At 73.3% G+C, this 18,703-nt stretch carries 15 protein-coding genes; 12 read left to right on the top strand and 3 right to left on the bottom strand.

The genetic code is table 11. The annotated features are described in order from the left end of the window. Positions 1-1,527: NCS2 family permease (locus AB0N82_RS16825; RefSeq protein WP_363393318.1), on the bottom strand; the 1,527-nt coding region annotated here is incomplete at its 3' end. A 76-nt stretch (positions 1,528-1,603) separates the two neighbouring features. Here AB0N82_RS16825 and AB0N82_RS16820 point away from each other — a divergent pair. The 10 genes from AB0N82_RS16820 (at position 1,604) to AB0N82_RS16775 (ending at position 14,103) form a co-directional block, all read left to right on the top strand. Continuing rightward, positions 1,604-2,041 (top strand): nitroreductase family deazaflavin-dependent oxidoreductase, encoded by a 438-nt coding sequence (locus tag AB0N82_RS16820; RefSeq protein ID WP_076674042.1) that lies wholly within the window; start codon positions 1,604-1,606, stop codon positions 2,039-2,041. 314 nt (positions 2,042-2,355) lie between these two features. Then, entirely contained in the window at positions 2,356-4,935 is a 2,580-nt protein-coding gene (gene nirB / locus AB0N82_RS16815; protein WP_363393315.1) for a nitrite reductase large subunit NirB, read from the top strand. Next, entirely contained in the window at positions 4,932-5,465 is a 534-nt protein-coding gene (gene nirD, locus AB0N82_RS16810) for a nitrite reductase small subunit NirD (RefSeq protein ID WP_363393312.1), read from the top strand. The genes nirB and nirD overlap by 4 nt, the downstream gene beginning before the upstream one ends. Further along, positions 5,462-6,721: a uroporphyrinogen-III C-methyltransferase gene (gene cobA, locus AB0N82_RS16805; RefSeq protein ID WP_363393309.1), complete on the top strand. Its 1,260-nt coding sequence runs from the start codon at positions 5,462-5,464 to the stop codon at positions 6,719-6,721. Before nirD ends, cobA begins: the two co-directional genes overlap by 4 nt. After that, complete coding sequence (locus AB0N82_RS16800; RefSeq protein ID WP_363393306.1) at positions 6,718-7,857, top strand: uroporphyrinogen-III synthase; 1,140 nt, start codon at positions 6,718-6,720, stop codon at positions 7,855-7,857. Before cobA ends, AB0N82_RS16800 begins: the two co-directional genes overlap by 4 nt. Then, positions 7,854-8,759, top strand: a complete 906-nt coding sequence (locus AB0N82_RS16795; protein WP_363393303.1) for a CbiX/SirB N-terminal domain-containing protein — start codon at positions 7,854-7,856, stop codon at positions 8,757-8,759. Before AB0N82_RS16800 ends, AB0N82_RS16795 begins: the two co-directional genes overlap by 4 nt. A 40-nt stretch (positions 8,760-8,799) precedes the next feature. Further along, positions 8,800-10,290 carry a DUF6350 family protein gene (locus AB0N82_RS16790; protein WP_363393300.1) on the top strand — a complete coding sequence of 497 codons (1,491 nt, stop codon included), beginning with the start codon at positions 8,800-8,802 and terminating at the stop codon, positions 10,288-10,290. 139 nt (positions 10,291-10,429) lie between these two features. Next, entirely contained in the window at positions 10,430-11,029 is a 600-nt protein-coding gene (purN, locus tag AB0N82_RS16785; protein ID WP_363393297.1) for a phosphoribosylglycinamide formyltransferase, read from the top strand. A gap of 62 nt (positions 11,030-11,091) precedes the next feature. Continuing rightward, positions 11,092-12,702, top strand: a complete 1,611-nt coding sequence (gene purH, locus AB0N82_RS16780; protein WP_315993425.1) for a bifunctional phosphoribosylaminoimidazolecarboxamide formyltransferase/IMP cyclohydrolase — start codon at positions 11,092-11,094, stop codon at positions 12,700-12,702. 420 nt (positions 12,703-13,122) lie between these two features. Further along, entirely contained in the window at positions 13,123-14,103 is a 981-nt protein-coding gene (locus AB0N82_RS16775) for a DMT family transporter (protein WP_363393293.1), read from the top strand. Here the strand turns inward: AB0N82_RS16775 and AB0N82_RS16770 are convergent. Both AB0N82_RS16770 and AB0N82_RS16765 read right to left on the bottom strand, forming a co-directional pair. After that, a complete protein-coding gene (locus tag AB0N82_RS16770; RefSeq protein ID WP_363393290.1) occupies positions 14,084-14,599 on the bottom strand; it encodes a DUF1697 domain-containing protein in 516 nt (171 codons plus the stop codon). The two genes, AB0N82_RS16775 and AB0N82_RS16770, sit on opposite strands and share 20 nt — an antisense overlap. A gap of 64 nt (positions 14,600-14,663) precedes the next feature. Next, the gene (locus AB0N82_RS16765) at positions 14,664-16,091 is read right to left on the bottom strand and encodes an NAD(P)/FAD-dependent oxidoreductase (protein ID WP_363393288.1); all 1,428 of its coding nucleotides are present in this window, start codon (positions 16,089-16,091) and stop codon (positions 14,664-14,666) included. A gap of 287 nt (positions 16,092-16,378) precedes the next feature. Between AB0N82_RS16765 and AB0N82_RS16760 the strand changes: the two genes are divergently transcribed. Together AB0N82_RS16760 and AB0N82_RS16755 are read left to right on the top strand one after the other, a co-directional pair. After that, positions 16,379-18,091, top strand: a complete 1,713-nt coding sequence (locus tag AB0N82_RS16760) for an AlkA N-terminal domain-containing protein (RefSeq protein ID WP_363393285.1) — start codon at positions 16,379-16,381, stop codon at positions 18,089-18,091. Then, complete coding sequence (locus AB0N82_RS16755) at positions 18,088-18,585, top strand: methylated-DNA--[protein]-cysteine S-methyltransferase (RefSeq protein WP_363393282.1); 498 nt, start codon at positions 18,088-18,090, stop codon at positions 18,583-18,585. Before AB0N82_RS16760 ends, AB0N82_RS16755 begins: the two co-directional genes overlap by 4 nt. The last annotated feature ends 118 nt before the right edge of the window (positions 18,586-18,703 follow it).

Genomic DNA, 18,703 nt, shown 5'->3' with positions numbered 1-18,703 from the left:
GGCGTTCCTGGTCATCGCTCCGCCCTTCAGCCACGGGGCGATCCCACTGCGCATCCGCGCCATGCTCGGCGTCGGCCTGGGCCTGGCCGTCTCACAGGGACCACGCGCGAAGAAGATCACGAAGCCGGCGGCGACGATCCACAACAGCGGGCTCACGCGGCGGGCGCGGCCCGACAGCGCCTGGATGAGGACCCAGCTGACGAAGCCCGCACCGATGCCGTTGGCGATCGAGTAGGTCAGGGGCATGACCGTCACGGTCAGGAAGACCGGGATGAGCACCGACATGTCGCTGAGGTCGACGTGGCGGATCTGCGCCATCATCAGCGCGCCGACGATCACCAGCGCTGCGGCGGCGATCTCGGTGGGAACGATGCTCGTCAGCGGAGTGAAGAACATCGCGAGCAGGAACAGCCCGCCCGTGACGACGTTGGCGAGGCCCGTGCGGGCGCCCTCGCCGATGCCGGAGCCCGACTCGATGAAGACGGTGTTCGACGACGAGGAGGTCGCCCCACCCGCCACGGCGCCGATGCCCTCGATCACCAGCGCGGAGCGCAGGCGCGGGAAGGTGCCGTCGGGGGCGGCGAGGCCCGCCTCGCGCGAGAGGCCGGTCATCGTGCCCATGGCGTCGAAGAAGTTGGTGAAAACGAGGGTGAAGACGAGCATCAGGGCCGCGAGGGCGCCGATGCGGCCGAAGGATCCGGCGAGGTCGACCTGTCCGACGAGCGACAGGTCGGGCAGGCTCACCCACTGCGAGGGCAGCGTCGGCACGCTCAGGCCCCAGCCGCCGGGGTTGCCGTCGGCCTTCGCGCCGAGGCCCATGACGGCCTCGACGATCACCGCGATGACGGTGCCCGAGAGCAGGCCGATCAGCAGCGCGGCCTTGACCTTGCGCACCAGCAGCACGGCGGTGATGACGAGGGTCAGCACGAACAGGGCCGTCGGGATCGTGGCGATCGAGCCGCCCACGCCCAGGCCGACCGGGGGAGAGTTGAGCCCGGTCGAGGTGACGAGGCCGCTGTCGACGAAGCCGATGAAGGCGATGAAGAGGCCGATGCCGACGGTGATCGCGGTCTTCAGCGCCAGCGGGACGGCCTCGAAGATCATGCGGCGGAGGCCCGTGACCGCCAGCAGCACGATGATGAGGCCGTTGATGACGACCAGGCCCATCGCCTCGGGCCAGGTGACCTCGCCGACGATGCCGACGGCGAGGAACGAGTTGATGCCGAGGCCCGCGGCGAAGGCGAAGGGCAGCCGGGTGACGAGCCCGAAGAGCATGGTCATCACGCCCGCGGTGAGGGCGGTGACCGCGGCGACCTGCGGGAAGCCGAGGGCGTTGCCGGAGACGTCGGGGGTGCCCGACAGGATGATCGGGTTCAGGATGACGATGTACGCCATCGTCACGAACGTGACGACGCCACCGCGCACCTCCGCGCTCACGGTCGAGCCGCGGGCGGTGATCTCGAAGAAGCGGTCGAGGCCGTTCTTCGGTGCGGGGGTGGCCGTGGTCTCGGGAGCGGAAGCGCTCATGAAGGCTCCAGGAAACGGGAGAGAAACAGGGGAGGGTGAGGACCGGAGGGGAAGACGCCGACGTATCGTGGGAGACATGTCGCTCTCAGGAGAGTATCTGCCCAGCACCAGCGAATGGGCCCGCCAGCAGGCCGAGACGTTCGAGGCCTCGGGAGGCCAGGAATCCGCCGAACTGCGGGGCGTACCCATCATCGTCCTCACCACCGTCGGCGCCAAAACGGGCGGCCTGCGCAAGACCGCCCTCATGCGCGTCGAGCACGACGGAAAGTACGCGGTCGTGGCATCCAAGGGTGGGGCACCCGAGCATCCCGCGTGGTTCTACAACCTCGTGAAGAACCCGCGCGTCGCCCTCCAGGACGGCGACGTGAAGAAGGAGTACGACGCGCACCAGGCCGAGGGCGCCGAGCGCGAGGAGTGGTGGGGCTACGCGACCGAGGTCTGGCCCGACTACGACGAGTACCAGAAGAAGACGGAGCGGCGCATCGAGCTGTTCGTGCTGGAGCCGGTCGACTGACGCGGCGTCCCTCGGTGGGCGTTGAGTGTCCAAGACACCCGGACGTCGCGAAAATCCGTCCGGGTGTTTTGGACACTCAACGGGTGAGAAGCGCGAGAGCGCGCCGGGCACGGAAGAGCGGGACGGATGCCGGCGGCCAAACCTCACACGAGCGCCACCGCCGCGTGAGGGAAACGTTCGCCCGGGGTAACGCCGGGGCGAGGGCGGGGGAAACCTCGGCTGCTTAGCGTCGGGGCATGGCCCGCTCGAACCCCGCAACCGGAACGAAACACGGCGCTGACGCGTCGGCAAAGTCCGCCGCGTACCGTGACGGCATGCTCCACCCCGCTCCATCCGGATCCGTCGTGGTCGTGGGTGCCGGGATGGTGGCCCACCGCTTCGTCGAGAGCCTCACCAGCCGCGACACCGACGGCCGCTGGTCGATCACGGTGCTCGGTGACGAAGCCCGCGGGCCCTACGACCGGGTCGGACTGACCGGCGTCTTCAGCGGCAGGACCCCCGATGACCTCGCGCTCGATCCCGCGGTGCTCGCTCACGAGCGGGTGCGCGTCGAGACCGACGCCCGCGTCACCAGGATCGACCGCGCGGCGCGCACCGTCACCACCGCGGGCGGCTCCACGCACGCCTACGACCGCCTCGTCCTGGCAACCGGCTCCTACGCCGCACGCCTCGCGCTCGACGGCTTCGACCACCGGGGCTGCTTCGTCTACCGCACCCTCGACGATGTCGCCGGCATGCGCGCGTGGGTCGCGCAGCGCTCTGCGCAGCTCGGCCGGCCCCTGCGCGGCGCCGTCGTCGGCGGCGGTCTGCTCGGACTCGAGGCAGCGGGAGCGCTTCAGGCCGAGGGCGTCTCGCCGTTCGTGCTCCAGTCGAACGAGCGCCTCATGTCGGCGCAGCTCGACCTCGGCGGCGCGAAGGCGCTGCAGCGGCTCATCGAGGCGCGCGGCATCGAGGTGCGCACGCGGGCGGTGACGACCCGGGTGGATGCCGACAAGTCCGGCGCCGTGTGCGGCCTCGAGCTGCGCGACGGCACGTGGGAGGCCGTCGACATCGTCGTCTTCACGGTCGGCGTGCGCCCCCGTGACGAGCTCGCGCGCACCGCGGACCTCGCCGTCGACGCGCGCGGCGGTGTCGTGATCGACGGGGGCTGCGATACGTCGGACCCGGCGATCATGGCCATCGGCGAGGTCGCGAGCTTCGACGGTCAGTGCATCGGCCTGGTCGCTCCGGGCTACGCGATGGCGGAGGTCGCCGCGACCCGCCTGCTCGGCGGGGAGGCCGCGTTCGACGGCTTCGACACCTCGGCCAAACTCAAGCTCTCGGGCGTCGAGGTCGCCAGCTTCGGCGACGCGTTCGCCGAGACGCCGAACGCCCTCGACGTCACCTACGCCGATCCGGTGTCGGGCGTGTACAAGAAGCTCGTGTTGAGCGACGACGCACAGACGCTGCTCGGTGGCATCCTCGTCGGCGACGCCTCGGCATACACCTCACTGCGTCCGCTCGTCGGTCGCGCGCTGGGCGGAGACCCGGCCGCGTACCTCATGCCGAGCGACCTCGCGCCGGCCCCGCAGGGCGACCTCCCCGACGACGCGATCGTCTGCTCGTGCAACGGCGTCACGGCCGGCACCGTCCGCGGCGCGGTGACCGAACACCAGTGCGCGGATGCCGCCGAGGTCAAGGCCTGCACCAAGGCCGGGGCGGCGTGCGGTTCGTGCTTCGCGCTGGTGAAGAAGCTCGTGGCGACCGAGCTCGCGGCATCCGGAAAAGAGGTCTCGAACGGCCTGTGCGAGCACTTCTCGTTCACGCGGGCGCAGCTCTTCGACGCCGTGCGCGTGTCGGGGCTCAAGACCTTCACGGCCATCGTCGAGCGTTTCGGAACGGGACGCGGCTGCGACATCTGCAAGCCGGCGCTCGCGAGCATCCTCGCCAGCCTCTACTCGGAACACGTGCTCGCCGGCGAGCTCGCGACGATGCAGGACACCAACGACCACGTCATGGCGAACATCCAGCGCGACGGCAGCTACAGCGTCGTGCCGCGCATCCCGGGAGGCGAGATCACCCCCGAGGGGCTCGTCGTGATCGGCGAGGTCGCGCGCGACTTCGGGCTGTACACGAAGATCACCGGGGGCCAGCGCATCGACCTGTTCGGCGCCCGCCTCGATCAGTTGCCCGACATCTGGAAGCGCCTCGTCGACGCCGGTTTCGAGTCGGGCCACGCCTACGGCAAGTCGCTGCGCACGGTGAAGTCGTGCGTCGGCTCGACCTGGTGCCGCTACGGCGTGCAGGACTCGGTCGGCATGGCCGTGCAGCTCGAGCTGCGCTACCGGGGCCTGCGCTCGCCGCACAAGCTGAAGTTCGGCGTCTCGGGCTGCGCGCGCGAGTGCGCCGAGGCCCGCGGGAAGGACATCGGGGTCATCGCGACCGAGGCGGGCTGGAACCTCTACGTCGGCGGCAACGGCGGCTTCACGCCCCGCCACGCGGTTCTCTTCGCCGAGGGTCTCGATGACGAAGGGCTGCTGCGGGCCATCGACCGGTTCCTCATGTTCTACATCCGCACCGCCGACCGGCTGCAGCGCACCGCGCCCTGGGCCGCCGAATACGAGGGCGGCCTCGACGCGCTCAAGGCCGTCGTCTTCGACGACTCCCTCGGCATCGCCGAGGATCTCGACCGCGCCATGGCCTCCCACATCGACGCCTACGAAGACGAGTGGGCCGCGACCCTCGCCGACCCCGAGAAGCTCACGCGCTTCCAGAGCTTCGTGAACGCCCCTGAGGTCGCCGACCCCTCGCTCGCCTACGTCGCCGAGCGCGGCCAGGCCCGCCCCGCCACCGACGAGGAGCGCGCGTCCGGCGCCGTGTTCATCGGCGGTACGACGCTGGCGGTGCGGTCATGACGATGTCGCAGGCGATGACGATGGATGCCGAGACCCCGGCCGCGACGCCGAGCCCCGCGCCCGCCGCCCCCGGTGTGACGGCCCCCGCCGCCGCCGCGTCGGCGACGACCGCAGGGCCCGGCGATGAGGCGAGCGCGACCCCCGCGGCCGACGCCCCGCACGGCTGGACCCGGATCTGCCGCGTCGACGACCTCCTGGTCGAGCGCGGGGCGGCCGCTCTCGTCCACGGGCACCAGATCGCGCTGTTCCGCACCTACGACGGCCGCCTCTTCGCCACCGACCAGATCGACCCGTTCAGTGGGGCGGCCGTCCTCTCGCGGGGGATCGTCGGCGATCGCGCGGGCGTGCCCACCGTGGCATCCCCGATGTACAAGCAGGTGTTCGACCTGCGCACCGGCCAGTGCCTCGACACGCAGGGCAAGGAGCCGCTGAGCGTCCGGGTCCACCCGGTCGCGGTGACCGACGGCGTCGTGTTCGTCAAGCTCGCCCCCGCGGCTGCTGCCGCCGGCGCAGGAAAGGACCCCCGATGATCGCTCTCGCAGGACTCGACCTCACCGACCGGCTCGTCGTGTGCGTCGGCGCCGGATCCGTCGCCGAGAAGCGCATCGCGCGGCTCCGCGCCGCCGGTGCCCGCGTGCGCCTGGTCGCGCCGGTCGCCACCGCGGGGCTCACGGCGCTCGCCGTCGCCGGCGACATCGAGTGGCACGAGCGCGCCTTCGAACCCCGCGACCTCGACGACGCCTGGTTCTGCCACACCGCCACCGGCTCGGCATCCGTCGACGCGTCCGTCGTCGCCGCGGCGGAGGCCCGCCGAGTGTGGTGCGTCAACGCCGGGCACGGGGGCAGGGGTACTGCGCGCCTCGCCGCCGAGACCACGAGCGGCGACGTCATGGTGGGCGTCGTCTCGACAGCGGGCGCCGACCCGCGCCGCACCGTCGCGGTCCGCGACGCCATCGCCCAGCGCCTCGCCGAAGGCGCCCTTCCGCTCCGCCGCCGACGTCGCCCGCTCGTGGGGAGCGTGGCGCTCGTCGGCGGCGGCCCCGGCCCGATCGACCTGATGACCGTCCGCGCTCGCGCTCTGCTCGCCGAGGCCGACGTCGTCGTGCACGACCGCCTCGGCCCCACCGGCGTGCTCGCCGAGCTCGGCGACGACGTCGAACTGATCGACGTGGGCAAGCGCCCGCAGCACCACCCGGTGCCGCAGGAAGAGATCAACGCCCTGATCGTGGACCGCGCCGCGAAGGGCTTGCGCGTCGTCCGGCTCAAAGGCGGCGACCCGTTCGTCTACGGACGCGGCGGCGAAGAGGTCCTGGCGTGCCGCGAAGCCGGCATCCCGGTCGAGGTCGTCCCCGGCATCTCGAGCTCGATCGCCGTGCCGTCGGCGGCCGGGATCCCCGTGACGCACCGCGGCGTGGCCGGTACCCTTCACGTCGTGAACGGTCAGGAGACGCCGAGCGAGGCCACCCTCGCGGCCCTCCGCGACGACTCGGCCACGGTCGTCGCGCTGATGGGCGTGAGCGCCCTGCCGCGCTTCGTCGCGGCGGCCCGGGCCGCGGGGGCCCCCGCGGACCGCCCCGTCGCGTTCGTCGAGAACGGACACACGCCCGCGCAGCGGACGATCCGCACGACGCTCGCAACGGCGATTCAGGATGCCGATATCCACCGCCTCGCGAACCCCGCGGTCCTGGTGTTCGGCGAGGTCGCCCGACCCGACCTGCTGCTCCCGGCCGTGGAGCCCGCTGCGGCCGCGGCTTCGGCCGGGGCGCGCGGGGAAGGCATCGGGTGACGACACCCGCGCGGACGATCAGCACGGTGCTCCAGGGCTGCACCGTGCTGCTTCCCGTCGATCGCCGGTCGGGGGAGCTGTCGGCCGCGCTCGAGCGCCACGGCGCGCGCGTCCGCGTCGCGCCGGCGTTGACGATCGTGCCGCACGTCGACGACGAGCACCTCATCGCCCAGACGCGGCGCCTTGTCACAGACCCGCCCGACGTGGTCGTCGCCACGACCGGGGTCGGGTTCCGCGGATGGATGGAGACCGCTGACGAAGCGGGCCTGCACGACGAGCTCAGCGCCGTGATGGACCGGGCGCGCATCGTCGCCCGCGGCCCGAAGGCGCGCGGGGCGATCCAGCAGGCGGGCTTCGACGCCGACTGGGTCGCCGAGAGCGAGACCTCGGCGGAGCTGCGGGACTTCCTCGTCGCCGAGGGCGTACAGGGTCTGCACGTCGCCGTGCAGCACCACGGCTCGGGAGCCGACGGCCTCGACGAGGCGTTCGAGGCGGCGGGCGCCCGCGTCACGAGCCTGACGATCTACCGGTGGGGGCCACCCCCCGACCCCGAGGTCGTCGCCGCCTCCACCCGTCAGGTCGCGCGCGGCGAGATCGACGCCGTGCTGTTCACCTCGGCACCCGCGGCTCGCGAGTGGGTCCTGGCCGCCGACCGCGCCGACGCCCTGGCGGGGGTCGCCGCCCGCACCGCCGACGGTCGCGTGCTCGTCGCCGCGGTCGGCCCGATCACCGCCGGACCGCTGCGCGACGTCGGCATCGACCCGCTCGTCCCCGATCGCGGGCGCCTGGGCGCTCTCGTCCGGGCCGTCGTGACGCACTACGGCGGCCCCGACGCGGCCGTGCTGCGCACGAGCGCCGGGCGGCTCGGCATCCGCTCGACGGGCATCGTGCTCGAGGGCGTCTTCACCGCCCTGCCGCGGACCGGCGTCGAGATCCTGCGGGCGCTCGCCCGACACCCCGGAGCGGTGGTCTCGCGCGCCGACCTGATCGCCGCGCTGCCGACCGCCGACGCGAGCGGACACGCCGTCGAGGTCGCCGTGGCGCGCACCCGCGAGGCGCTCGGGGGGATCGACCTCATCCGCACGGTGTACAAGCGCGGATACCGGCTCGACATCGTCGACGAGGAGGACGCATGACCGCGGTGCTCATCGCCTGCGCACACGGCACGAGGTTCGAAGAGGGACGCGTCGTCGTGCGCGAACTGCTCGAGGTGCTGCGGGCGACCGCCCCCGCGGGCGTCGAGGTGCACGAGGCCTACGTCGATGTGCACGGGCCGTACGTCGCGGACGTGGTGGCCGCCGCGCGCGAGCGGACGGACGACATCGTCATCGTGCCGCTGCTGCTCTCGACGGGGTATCACACCGAGGTCGACCTCGTGGAAGCCGCCGACGGCCTCCCCGTCGCTGCAGCGCTGGGGCCGCACCCCGTGCTGGCCGAGATCCTCGTCGATCGCGTCGAGGCGACGGGCGCGGGACCGGACGACACCGTCGTGCTCGCCGCTGCGGGGTCGACGCGCCCCGGTGCGGTCGTCGATGTCGAGCGCATGGCCGGGTTGATGCGCGCAGCCGGCATCGCCGGCCCCGTCGTGACGGCCTACGCCGCCGCCTCAGAGCCCCGGATTCCGGATGCCGTGCACGCGGCGCGCGCGGAAGGGCGGCGCACGGTGGCCGCGAGCTACGTGCTGGCGCCCGGGCACTTCTCACGCGTGATCGAGAAGGCGGAGGCCGACCTGACCTCGGCACCGATCGGCGCGGATCCGCGCCTGGCCACGGTGGTGTGGGAGCGGTGGGCGGCCGCGCGCGGCGCGGTGCGCGAGCCCGACGCCGCCGACGCGGCTGCGCCTGTCGAAGCCTCCGATCGTGCGGTGGCGTCACGGGCGGAGGTGGCGGCGCCCGTCGAAGCCCCCGGCGGTGCGGTGGGTCCGGACCCTTCGACGGGCTCAGGGTCCTCGGTGGGTGTTGGGCCCTCCGCCGGCACGCCCCGCGGCGCGCGCGCACGCCTGCTTGCGCTGTTCTCGCGCGCTCGCCGCCGCGCCTGAGCGGCGCTCCGGGGCAGCGCGGGTAGGGTCGCAGTCGCCCATGCATCGCCTCCTCGTCGCCCTCTTGGCCGCCCTCGACGCCGTCCTGGCCGCCGCGGGCGGCATCGCCGTCGTGCTCGCCCCCCTCACCCTGCTGTGGGTCTTCGGACTGGGCGCCCCCGACTGGGGAGCGCTGTGGCCGGCGTCGGCGGCCGTGTGGCATCTCGGGCACCTCGTCCCGGTGACGGTGACGCTGCCCGACGCGTATCTGGCCGCCACCGGCATCGATCCGTCGTTCGCGACCTTCACCCTCTCTCTCGCCCCGTTGGCGTTCGCCGCCTTCACCGCCCTCTTCGCCGCCCGCTCGGGCGTGCGCGCCGGTGAGGCGGGCGCCGCCGTCACCGGCTGGCTGTCGGGCTCCCTGGTGTTCGCCGGGCTGGCGAGCCTCGTCGCCCTCACCTCGAACGCCGACCTCGTGGAATCCGAGACGTGGCTGGCGATCCTGCTGCCGGCGCTGCTCTTCCTCGTCCCGTCGTTCATCGGCGCGGTCGTCGGTGCCTGGCGCGTGGGCGACGACGGTCCGGTCGACGCCGTCCGCGATCGGATCGAACGGATGCCGGCCGCTTGGGCGCCCGTGCCCGGACTCGTGCTGCGCGGACTCGCCCTCACCACGCTGGGCCTCGTCGCCGTCGGCGGCGTCGTCGTGGTCGCGGGTCTCATCACGCGCTCGACCCAGGTGATCGGGCTCTACCAGGCCAGCAACGCCGACGGCATCGGCGCGACCGTCATCGCACTCGGCCAGCTCGTGTACCTGCCGACCCTCCTGCTGTGGGCGGTCGCCTTCACCGCCGGACCGGGGTTCGCCCTGGGCACCGACACCGCCGTCACGCCCGCCGCGACGCAGGTCGGCGCGCTCCCCGGCATCCCGGTGCTGGGCGCGGTGCCCGACTCCACGTCGTCGTGGCTGCTGCTGCTCGTGCTGCTGCCGGTGGGGGTCGGCGCGCTGACCGGGTGGATCCTGCGATCGCGGATGCCGTCGAGCGTCGAACCCGAACCACTGGCGCCGCGTCTCGTCGTCGCTCTCGCCGTCGCCGCGTTGACCGGCGGGGTCGGCGCCCTCGCCGCTCTGGCCTCCGCCGGGGCCATCGGACCCGGTCGGCTCGCCGACACGGGACCGCAGCCGGGGCCGCTCGCCCTCGCCCTCGGGATCGAGGTGCTGGTGGGCCTCGCCATCCTGCTGCTGAGCCCGCGCTTCGGTGCCCGCCCCGACGACGCCGACGTCTTCGCCCCGCACCGCGACGAGGCCCCCGCGTTCTCGTTCGCGCCGCGCGATCGAACGCCCTTCGACCGCGACGAGCACGCCACCGGTCCCGCCCCGGCCGTGTCCGCTCCCGGGACGGGCATCGCGCACGACGTGTGGCCGAGCTCCTACCGCGGACCCGACGACTCCGACCCGTCCGCCGCCGGCCCGTCCACCGCCGGCGACGACGAGGTGCGGGCACGCATCCGTGCCGCCTGGGCCGAGTCGAACGACGACGAGCCCCGGCGCTGAGCCGGACCCCGCGCGCGAGCGCGCCGATCCGGCTCCGGGGGAGGAGCCGCGGGCTCCGCTTCCGGAGCGCAGCCCGCGCTCCTGAGCCGCCCGCCGCCCCGCTCGGCGCGCTCCGGCGCACCTGCGTAGACTGACCTCCGTGCTCACGGTCGCCGTCCTCATCTCCGGCACCGGCTCCAACCTCCGCGCCCTGCTCGAGGCGGCCTCCGCCCCCGACTTCCCGGCGCGCGTGGTCGCGGTCGGTGCCGATCGCGAGGCCGAGGGCTTCGCGCACGCCGAGCACTTCGGCATCCCCACCTTCCTCGTGCCCTTCCGCTCGTTCGCCACGCGCGAGGAGTGGGGCGCGGAGCTCGGGGAGCAGCTGTCGGTGTGGAACCCCGACCTCGTCGTGCTCAGCGGCATGATGCGCCTGCTGCCGGCCGACCTCGTCGCCGCGTGGGAGCCGCGCATCATCAACACCCACCCCGCGTATCTGCCCGAGTTCCCGGGCGCGCACGGTGTGCGCGACGCGCTCGCCGCGGGCGTCGACCAGACGGGGGCGAGCGTCATCGTCGTCGACTCGGGTGTCGACACCGGTCCGATCCTCGCCCAGGAGCGCATCCCCGTCCTCCCCGGCGACGACGAGGACACCCTGCACGAGCGCATCAAGCCCGTCGAGCGGCGTCTGCTGATCGACGTGGTGCGACGCATCGCCGAGGGCGAGCTCGACCTCGCCGACTCGGCATCCCGAACCGCCTGACCGTGCGGCGGGTGCTCGCCCGCCGCGATCGAACCCGACTCGAGACACAGGAGCCGAACGCCATGGCCGGACCCCGACACGACCCCGCCGACTACCGTCCCCGCGACGTCGTCCCGATCCGCCGCGCGCTGGTGTCGGTGAGCGACAAGACCGGCCTGCTCGCCCTCGGCGAGGCCCTCGCCGCCGCCGGCGTCGAGATCGTCTCCACCGGCGGCTCGGCCACGCTGCTGCGCGAGGCCGGATACGACGTCACCGACGTGTCGGCCGTCACCGGCTTCCCGGAGTCGCTCGACGGGCGCGTGAAGACGCTGCACCCGAACGTCCACGCGGGCCTGCTCGCCGACCTGCGTCTCGCGTCGCACGAGGCGCAGCTCGAGGACCTCGGCATCCGTCCCTTCGAGCTCGTCGTGGTCAACCTCTACCCGTTCGTCGAGACCGTGGCATCCGGTGCCGAGGGCGACGACGTCGTGGAGCAGATCGACATCGGCGGCCCCGCCATGGTGCGCGCCTCGGCGAAGAACCACGCCAACGTCGCCATCGTCGTCTCGCCCGAGTCGTACCCCGCGATCATCGACGCGCTGCAGGCGCAGGGCGGAACCACTCTCGTGCAGCGCCGCGAGCTCGCCGCGCGGGCCTTCTCGCACACCGCCGCGTACGACACCGCGGTGTCGACCTGGTTCGCCGAGGGCACCCTCGGCGACGACATCGATCTGCCCGCGCACCTCACGATCCAGGCCGAGCGCCTGTCGACCCTGCGTTACGGCGAGAACTCGCACCAGCGCGCCGCGATCTACACGCGCGTCGGCGGACACGGCATCGCCCAGGCCACGCAGCTGCAGGGCAAGGAGATGTCGTACAACAACTACGTCGACGCCGACGCGGCCCTTCGCGCGGCCTTCGACATGGTCAAGCCCGCGGTGGCGATCATCAAGCACGCCAACCCCTGCGGTATCGCGGTCGCGGCGCCCAACGCCCTCGACCCGATCGCGTCGGCGCACCTGCGCGCGCACGAGTGCGACCCCGTCTCGGCGTTCGGCGGCGTGATCGCGGCGAATCGCACCGTGACGCTGAAGATGGCCGAGAACCTGCGCGACATCTTCACCGAGGTCATCATCGCCCCCGACTTCGAGCCCGAAGCGCTCGAGGTGTTCAAGCTGAAGAAGAACCTGCGCGTGCTGCAGCTGCCCACCGACTGGCAGCAGGAGCGCATGGATGTGCGCCTGGTCTCGGGCGGACTGCTGCTGCAGGACGCCGACCGCTTCCCCGACGACATCGAGTCGGTCGCGAAGAACTGGGAGCTCGTCTCGGGCGAGCGACCTGCCGAGGCCGACATGGAGAGCCTGATCTTCGCGTGGAAGTCGTGCCGCGCGGTGAAGTCCAACGCGATCGTGCTCGCCCAGGCCTCGGCCACGGTCGGCATCGGCATGGGCCAGGTCAACCGTGTCGACTCGTGCCGTCTCGCCGTCGAGCGTGCGGGCGACCGCGCTCGCGGTTCGATCGCGGCATCCGATGCGTTCTTCCCCTTCGCCGACGGCCCGCAGGTGCTGATCGACGCGGGCATCTCGGCGATCATCCAGCCCGGTGGATCGGTGCGGGATGCCGAGGTCGTCGACGCCGCGCGCGCCGCCGGGGTGACCATGTTCTTCACGGGGGAGCGTCACTTCTTCCACTGACCTCCGGTCGTCGTTCGACGCCGTCGCAGCTCCGGTTGCGGCGGCGTCGTCGCGTGTGCGGGGCGTGCTCCGTCGTGGCGGTGCGGGTGCGGGTGTGGGCCGCGTGGCGGTGGTGCGGGTGTGGGCTGGGTGGGGGCGTGTTCTTTCGTTCGGGGCGGAAGGTACCCGCCCCGAACGCGCGATGACGCCCCGAACCGGCTCGGCCGCCTTCCGCGGCGCGTGCGCCCCGGACGCCCGCGCGCCCGTCGAACCGACTCGGCCGCCTTCCGCGGCGCGTGCGCCCCGGACGCCCGCGCGCCCGTCGAACCGGCTCGGTCGCCCTCGGCGGGGCGCGGCACGAGGTCGGGGCGGGAGGCGATGGTGCCACGCGACGGCGAGTGGACCGCGCGATGCGCGGCACCCGGCCAGCAGAGTGGGCGGATGCAGAGAGCGTCCGGTTTCGTGGTGCGCGGGGGCCCCGTGACGGGTGGCCTCCTGCGGGGTGGGCTCGTGTGGGGTGGTCTCGGCGTGCTCGCCTTCTCGTTCACGGTCATCTTCACCCGCATCGCGGTCGCGCAGCTCGATCCGCTCTTCGTGGGCGCGGGGCGGGCCGTGGTGGCCGCGGCGATCGCGGGGATCGCGCTCGTCGCGACGCGGTCGCGGCTCCCGTCGCCCCGCCAGGCTGCGCGCCTCGTGATCGTGGGCGGGGGAGTGGTGCTGGGGTTCCCGCTGCTCACCTCGTTCGCCTTGACCACGGCACCGGCGAGCCACGGCGCCGTCGTGATCGCCGTGCTCCCCGCCGCCACCGCGGTGGCCGCGGTCATCCGCACGCAGGAGTCGCCGGGGCGGGCGTTCTGGATCGCGGCGGTGGTCGGGGCCGTCGTCGCCGTGACCTTCGCCCTGGCGGGGGGTGCCGGTGGCGTGCACGCTTCCGACCTGCTGCTGCTCGGAGCGGTCGTCGCCGCCGCCATCGGCTACGCCGAGGGTGGGGTGCTCTCTCGCGAGCTCGGCGCCTGGCAGACGATCTCGTGGGCCCTGGTGCTGTCGAGCCCGGTCATGGTGGCCCTCACCGCCGTCTCCGCGATGCGCACGCCGATCATGGCGGACCCGGCCGCGTGGGGCTCGTTCGCCTACCTCGCCGTGGTCAGCATGTTCCTCGGATTCGTCGCCTGGTACCGCGGGCTCGCCATCGGACCGATGGCCCGCGTCAGCCAACTCCAGCTCGCTCAACCGGTGCTCTCCCTCGCGTGGGCGGCTCTGCTGCTCGGGGAGCAGCTGACCGCCGTCACCGTCGTGGGGGGACTCGCGGTGATCGCGTGCGCGGCGATCGCCGTGACGGTCCGTCAGCGATCGACGGCGCGAGCGAGCGCGCCGACTCGGGGCGCGACGGATGCCGCCGCGTTCACGCGCTCATCTCGATGAGCTTGGCGACGGTGTTGTTGTTGCGCGCGGTACCGACGACGCCGAGACGTCTCTCGAACCACCCGGCCTGCAGCTTCGATCCGCCGATCCCCTCCGGGTAGCGCACGAAGACCTCACGGCCGTCGACCACCGCCTCTTCGGGAACGCCCTGCGGCAGCTCGAGCGTCGTCGTCGCCTCGCCGTCGAGGAACACGGTCTGCACCCATCGCCCCTCGGCCGCATCGGCCCAGGGGTTGCGCGCCCGGGCGTCGACGAGTTCGCGGTGCGTGCGCACGAGCACGGGCAGATCGAAGCCGAAGGCGTCTCGGACGGTGTCGCGGATCACCGCCGCGAGATCGTCGGCGGCGCGGCCGTCGTCGTCGAGCACGAGGTTGCCGGCGACCTGCAGCGTGTCGACGTCTCCGAGGCCGGCGGATGCCAGCGCCTCGCGCAGCGCGGGCATCTTCAGGGCCGTGGGGCCACCGACCCCGCGGATCAGCGCCACGACGCGCGGCATGGTGCGGCCCTCCTCCATCGAGCGGTCGGTTCGAAGGGGGCCGACGACAGCACCGCGCCGTGTCTCACGCCGAGTCGCGCCCCAACGTCTCGAGCAGGCGCAGCCAGACCTCGCTCACCGTCGGGTACGACGGCACCGCGTGCCAGAGGCGCTTCACGGGGACCTCGCCCACCACGGCGATCGTCGCGGAGTGCAGCAGCTCGGCGATGTCGGGGCCGACGAAGGTCGCCCCCACGAGCACGCCGCGATCGGTGTCGACGATCGCGCGGGCCTTGCCGACGTAGGCGTCGGACTGCTCGCTCGAGCCCGCGACGCTGGCCAGGTCGTAGTCGAGCACCGTGACGTTGAGGCCCCTGTCTTCCGCCTTCGCGGCGGTGAGACCGACGGATGCCACCTCGGGATCGGTGAACGTGACCTGGGGCACGGCGTCGTGGTCGGCGGTGGCGACGTGAGCGCCCCACGGGGCGTCGTCGACCTCGTCGCCCTTCGCGCGTGCGGCGATGACGTCGCCCGCGGCCCGCGCCTGGTACTTGCCCTGGTGGGTGAGGAGCGCGCGGTGGTTGACGTCTCCGACCGCGTACAGCCAGTCCGAGCCCCGCACGCGGAGGGTGTCGTCGACGTCGAGCCACTCGCCCGGGACGAGTCCGACGGCCTCCACTCCCAGGTCGTCGGTGCGGGGGACGCGTCCGGTCGCCACGAGCACCTCGTCGGCGGTGACGGTCGTGCCGTCGGACAGCTCGAGCACGACGCGGCCGTCGTCGTCGCGGCGCGCCGACGCGGCATCCGCCCCCGTCTTGACGGTCGCACCGCGGTCGCGGAGGGAGGATGCGACGAGCTCGCCGGCGAACGGCTCGTTTCCGCCCAGCAGTCCGGAGCGCGCGATGATGGTGACCTGTGTGCCGAGGCTCTGGAACGCGGTGGCCATCTCGGCACCGACGACGCCACCGCCGATGATGGCGAGCGAGCCGGGGATCCGTTCGACGGCGGTCGCTTCGCGGCTCGTCCAGGGCGAGACGTCGGCGAGGCCGGGGATGTCGGGGAGGAGTGCGGCGGAACCCGTGCACACGGCGACCGCGTGCCGAGCGACGAGATCGGTCGTGGTGCCGTCGGCGGCGGTGACGCGCACCGTCTTCTCGCCCGTGAGCCGCCCGTGTCCGCGGACGAGGTCGATGCCGGCGCCCTGCAGCCACTGCACCTGACCCGAGTCGTCCCAGTTGCTCGTCATCGTGTCGCGGCGTCGCAGAACAGCGGCCACGTCGAGCTCGCCCGTGACCGCCTGCTTCGCGCCGTCGACGTCACGTGCGGCGCGGAGGGCCGCGCCGCTGCGCAGGAGTGCCTTCGACGGCATGCATGCCCAGTAGGAGCACTCGCCGCCGACGAGCTCGGACTCCACGATGACGGCGGTGAGACCGGCCTGCACGGCGCGGTCGGCCACGTTCTCGCCCACGGGGCCCGCGCCGATGACGATCAGGTCGTATTCGCGTTCGCTCATGCCCTCACGCTAGCGACGGGCACCGACATCGGGGAGGGGTTGCGGCGATGGCCTCGTCGCTGGATGGCCCCGGGGCCGGCGCGGCCGCCCGGGGGCCACTTCCGTCGCCCCGGGGGGAGTCGGGCGCGCCGAGTCGGGGCGCAGGGTGGCCCCAGGGCCACCTCCGTCGCCCCGGGGCCACCTGCGCCCTTGTCGCCACCCCGTCTCCGCCCGCGCTTTCGCGGCCGCCCACGGCCGTGTCCGATTTCCGCCAGCCGATGTCGGAGGTCGGTGGCAGGGTGGATGCCATGACCCCCACCACCGCCGACGCGCCGGGCTTCACCGAGCGCTACCGCGTGATCCAGTCGCGCGACCGACGCTTCGACGGGCAGTTCGTCACGGCCGTGCGATCGACGGGCATCTACTGCCGTCCGAGCTGTCCGGCGCGCACCCCGAACGAAGAGAACGTCACCTTCTACGCCACCTCCGCCGCAGCGCACGAGGCGGGCTATCGCGCGTGCAAGAGGTGTCTGCCCGAAGCCGCCCCGGGTTCGCCCCTGTGGGACGTACGCGGAGACGTCGTGGCCCGCGCCATGCGCCTCATCGCCGACGGAGTGGTCGATCGCGAGGGCGTCCCGGGCCTCGCCCGCCGCCTGGGGTATTCGTCGCGTCACCTTACGCGACTCCTCGCCGCCGAGCTCGGTGCGGGTCCGCTCGCCCTCGCGCGAGCCCATCGCGCCCACACCGCGCGGGCCCTGCTCGTGGGCACCGACCTGTCGTCGGCCGACGTGGCCTTCTCGGCAGGATTCTCGAGCGTCCGTCAATTCACCGAGACCATCGGCGAGGTGTTCGGGATGACGCCCAGCGCCCTGCGCGCGCGCCGTTCGGCGACCGCGCGCGCCGAGGCGGCGGCGGGCGAGATCGATCTGGCGCTTCCGGTACGCGGGCCCATCGACACGGTCGGGCTCTTCGGATGGATGCGGGCGCACGCGATCCCGGGTGTCGAAGTCGGCGACGACCGCTCGTTCGCACGGGTGGTGCGCCTTCCCGGTGGCCCCGCGTGGTTCGAGGTGCGCCGCGCCGACGACAAGCTGCGCCTGCGCGCGCGGCTGAGCGCGCTCGCCGATCTCGGCACGCTCATCGCACGGGTCAGGCGACTGTTCGATCTCGATGCCGACCCGCGCGCGATCGACGACGCCCTCGCGCGGCATCCCGAACTCGCTCCCGCCGTCGCCGCGATCCCCGGTGTCCGGGTGCCGGGGGCGATGGATGCCGACGAGATGCTGTTACGCGCCATGATCGGCCAGCAGATCAGCGTCGCCTCGGCCCGCACCATGCAGGGGCGACTCGCCGCCGAGCTGGGTGAGTCCGCGAGCGTGGCGCCCGAGCCGATGACGCTGTTCCCCCCGCCGGCCGTGATCGCCGAACGCGGACTCGAGGTGCTGCGGGGGCCGGCCGCGCGCATGCGCGCGATCGTCGAGGCCGCCGCAGCCTTGGCCGACGGCTCACTCGAGATCGGGCCCGGCGACGACGGCGCCGAGCAGCGGGAGCGGCTCCTCGCCCGGCGGGGGATCGGCCCGTGGACCGCCGACTACGTGCGCATGCGTGTCCTCGGCGACCCCGACGTGCTGCTCCCCGGAGACGTCGCAGCGCGCGCCGGTGCCGCGCAGCTCGGTCTGCCGTCCGATCCCGCCGGGTTCACCGCCTGGTCGCAGCGCCTGGCTCCGTGGCGCAGCTACGCGATGGCGCACTACTGGTACGCCGCCCCGGTGACCCAGGCCTGGCGCTCGCCCGCCGAGACGGCGGCTGCGGCGGCTGTCGACCGGCCGCGGCGCCGCGCCGCGGGGGTCGACGTCGTCGCGAACGGTCTCGCCGTGGCGATCGATGACGCCGCCCCCGTGGCACCCGCCGCCCCAGCGGCACCCGCGGCACCCGCCGCCGCGGCCGCGGCGCGGCCCACCCCCGCATCCCGCCCCGCACCGATCCCCGCCCCCGACGCAGAAAGCGAGACCCCCGCATGACCACGGCCACCCTGCAGTTCGTCGACACCCCCGACGGCCCCTTCGCGATCCTTGCCGACGCCGCCGATCGCGTGATCGTGTCGGGATGGACCGACGACCGCGACGCCGTCCTCGCCCGCCTGCGGCCCGACCGCCGTCCCGACCTCGTGTCCCCGGGCGAGACCGCCGCGGCCGAGGCGGTCCGCGCCTACTACGCGGGCGATGTCGCGGCGATCGACGACGTCGAGGTCGCGCAGCACGGTACGGCCCTCCAGCTCGCCGGGTGGCAGGGCCTGCGCCGTATCGCGCCCGGTTCCCCGCTGACCTACACCGGGTTCGCCGCGGCGCTGGGCTCGCCCACCGCGGTGCGGGCCGCGGCATCCGTCTGCGCCCGCAATGCGGTCGCCCTGTTCGTCCCGTGCCACCGCGTTCTGCGAGGAGACGGGACGATGGGCGGATTCGCGTGGGGCACCGCGGTCAAGCAGAGCCTCCTCGCGCGGGAAGCGGCGGCCTGAGCGGCGAAGACACCCTTGCCTTCAGCGTTCTCACAGGGATACTCTGGAGGGCTGTCGTTCCCCCGGCGATGGCTTCACCAGATCAAGGAGGATGCCATGGACCAGATCGACGCCCCCG

The sequence above is a fragment of the Microbacterium sp. NPDC089186 genome (assembly GCF_040685115.1).
In the GTDB taxonomy this organism is placed as follows: domain Bacteria; phylum Actinomycetota; class Actinomycetes; order Actinomycetales; family Microbacteriaceae; genus Microbacterium; species Microbacterium galbum.
This window is presented reverse-complemented; position numbering and strand designations above follow the sequence as displayed.

What these genes read in the sequence shown, in the direction of transcription:
- AB0N82_RS16820 (WP_076674042.1), top strand. Translation starts at nt 1,604, where the DNA reads ATGTCGCTCTCAGGAGAGTATCTGCCCAGCACCAGCGAATGGGCCCGC.
- nirB (WP_363393315.1), top strand. Translation starts at nt 2,356, where the DNA reads ATGCTCCACCCCGCTCCATCCGGATCCGTCGTGGTCGTGGGTGCCGGG.
- nirD (WP_363393312.1), top strand. Translation starts at nt 4,932, where the DNA reads ATGACGATGTCGCAGGCGATGACGATGGATGCCGAGACCCCGGCCGCG.
- cobA (WP_363393309.1), top strand. Translation starts at nt 5,462, where the DNA reads ATGATCGCTCTCGCAGGACTCGACCTCACCGACCGGCTCGTCGTGTGC.
- AB0N82_RS16795 (WP_363393303.1), top strand. Translation starts at nt 7,854, where the DNA reads ATGACCGCGGTGCTCATCGCCTGCGCACACGGCACGAGGTTCGAAGAG.
- AB0N82_RS16790 (WP_363393300.1), top strand. Translation starts at nt 8,800, where the DNA reads ATGCATCGCCTCCTCGTCGCCCTCTTGGCCGCCCTCGACGCCGTCCTG.
- purH (WP_315993425.1), top strand. Translation starts at nt 11,092, where the DNA reads ATGGCCGGACCCCGACACGACCCCGCCGACTACCGTCCCCGCGACGTC.
- AB0N82_RS16775 (WP_363393293.1), top strand. Translation starts at nt 13,123, where the DNA reads ATGCAGAGAGCGTCCGGTTTCGTGGTGCGCGGGGGCCCCGTGACGGGT.
- AB0N82_RS16770 (WP_363393290.1), bottom strand. Translation starts at nt 14,599, where the DNA reads ATGCCGCGCGTCGTGGCGCTGATCCGCGGGGTCGGTGGCCCCACGGCC.
- AB0N82_RS16765 (WP_363393288.1), bottom strand. Translation starts at nt 16,091, where the DNA reads ATGAGCGAACGCGAATACGACCTGATCGTCATCGGCGCGGGCCCCGTG.
- AB0N82_RS16760 (WP_363393285.1), top strand. Translation starts at nt 16,379, where the DNA reads ATGACCCCCACCACCGCCGACGCGCCGGGCTTCACCGAGCGCTACCGC.
- AB0N82_RS16755 (WP_363393282.1), top strand. Translation starts at nt 18,088, where the DNA reads ATGACCACGGCCACCCTGCAGTTCGTCGACACCCCCGACGGCCCCTTC.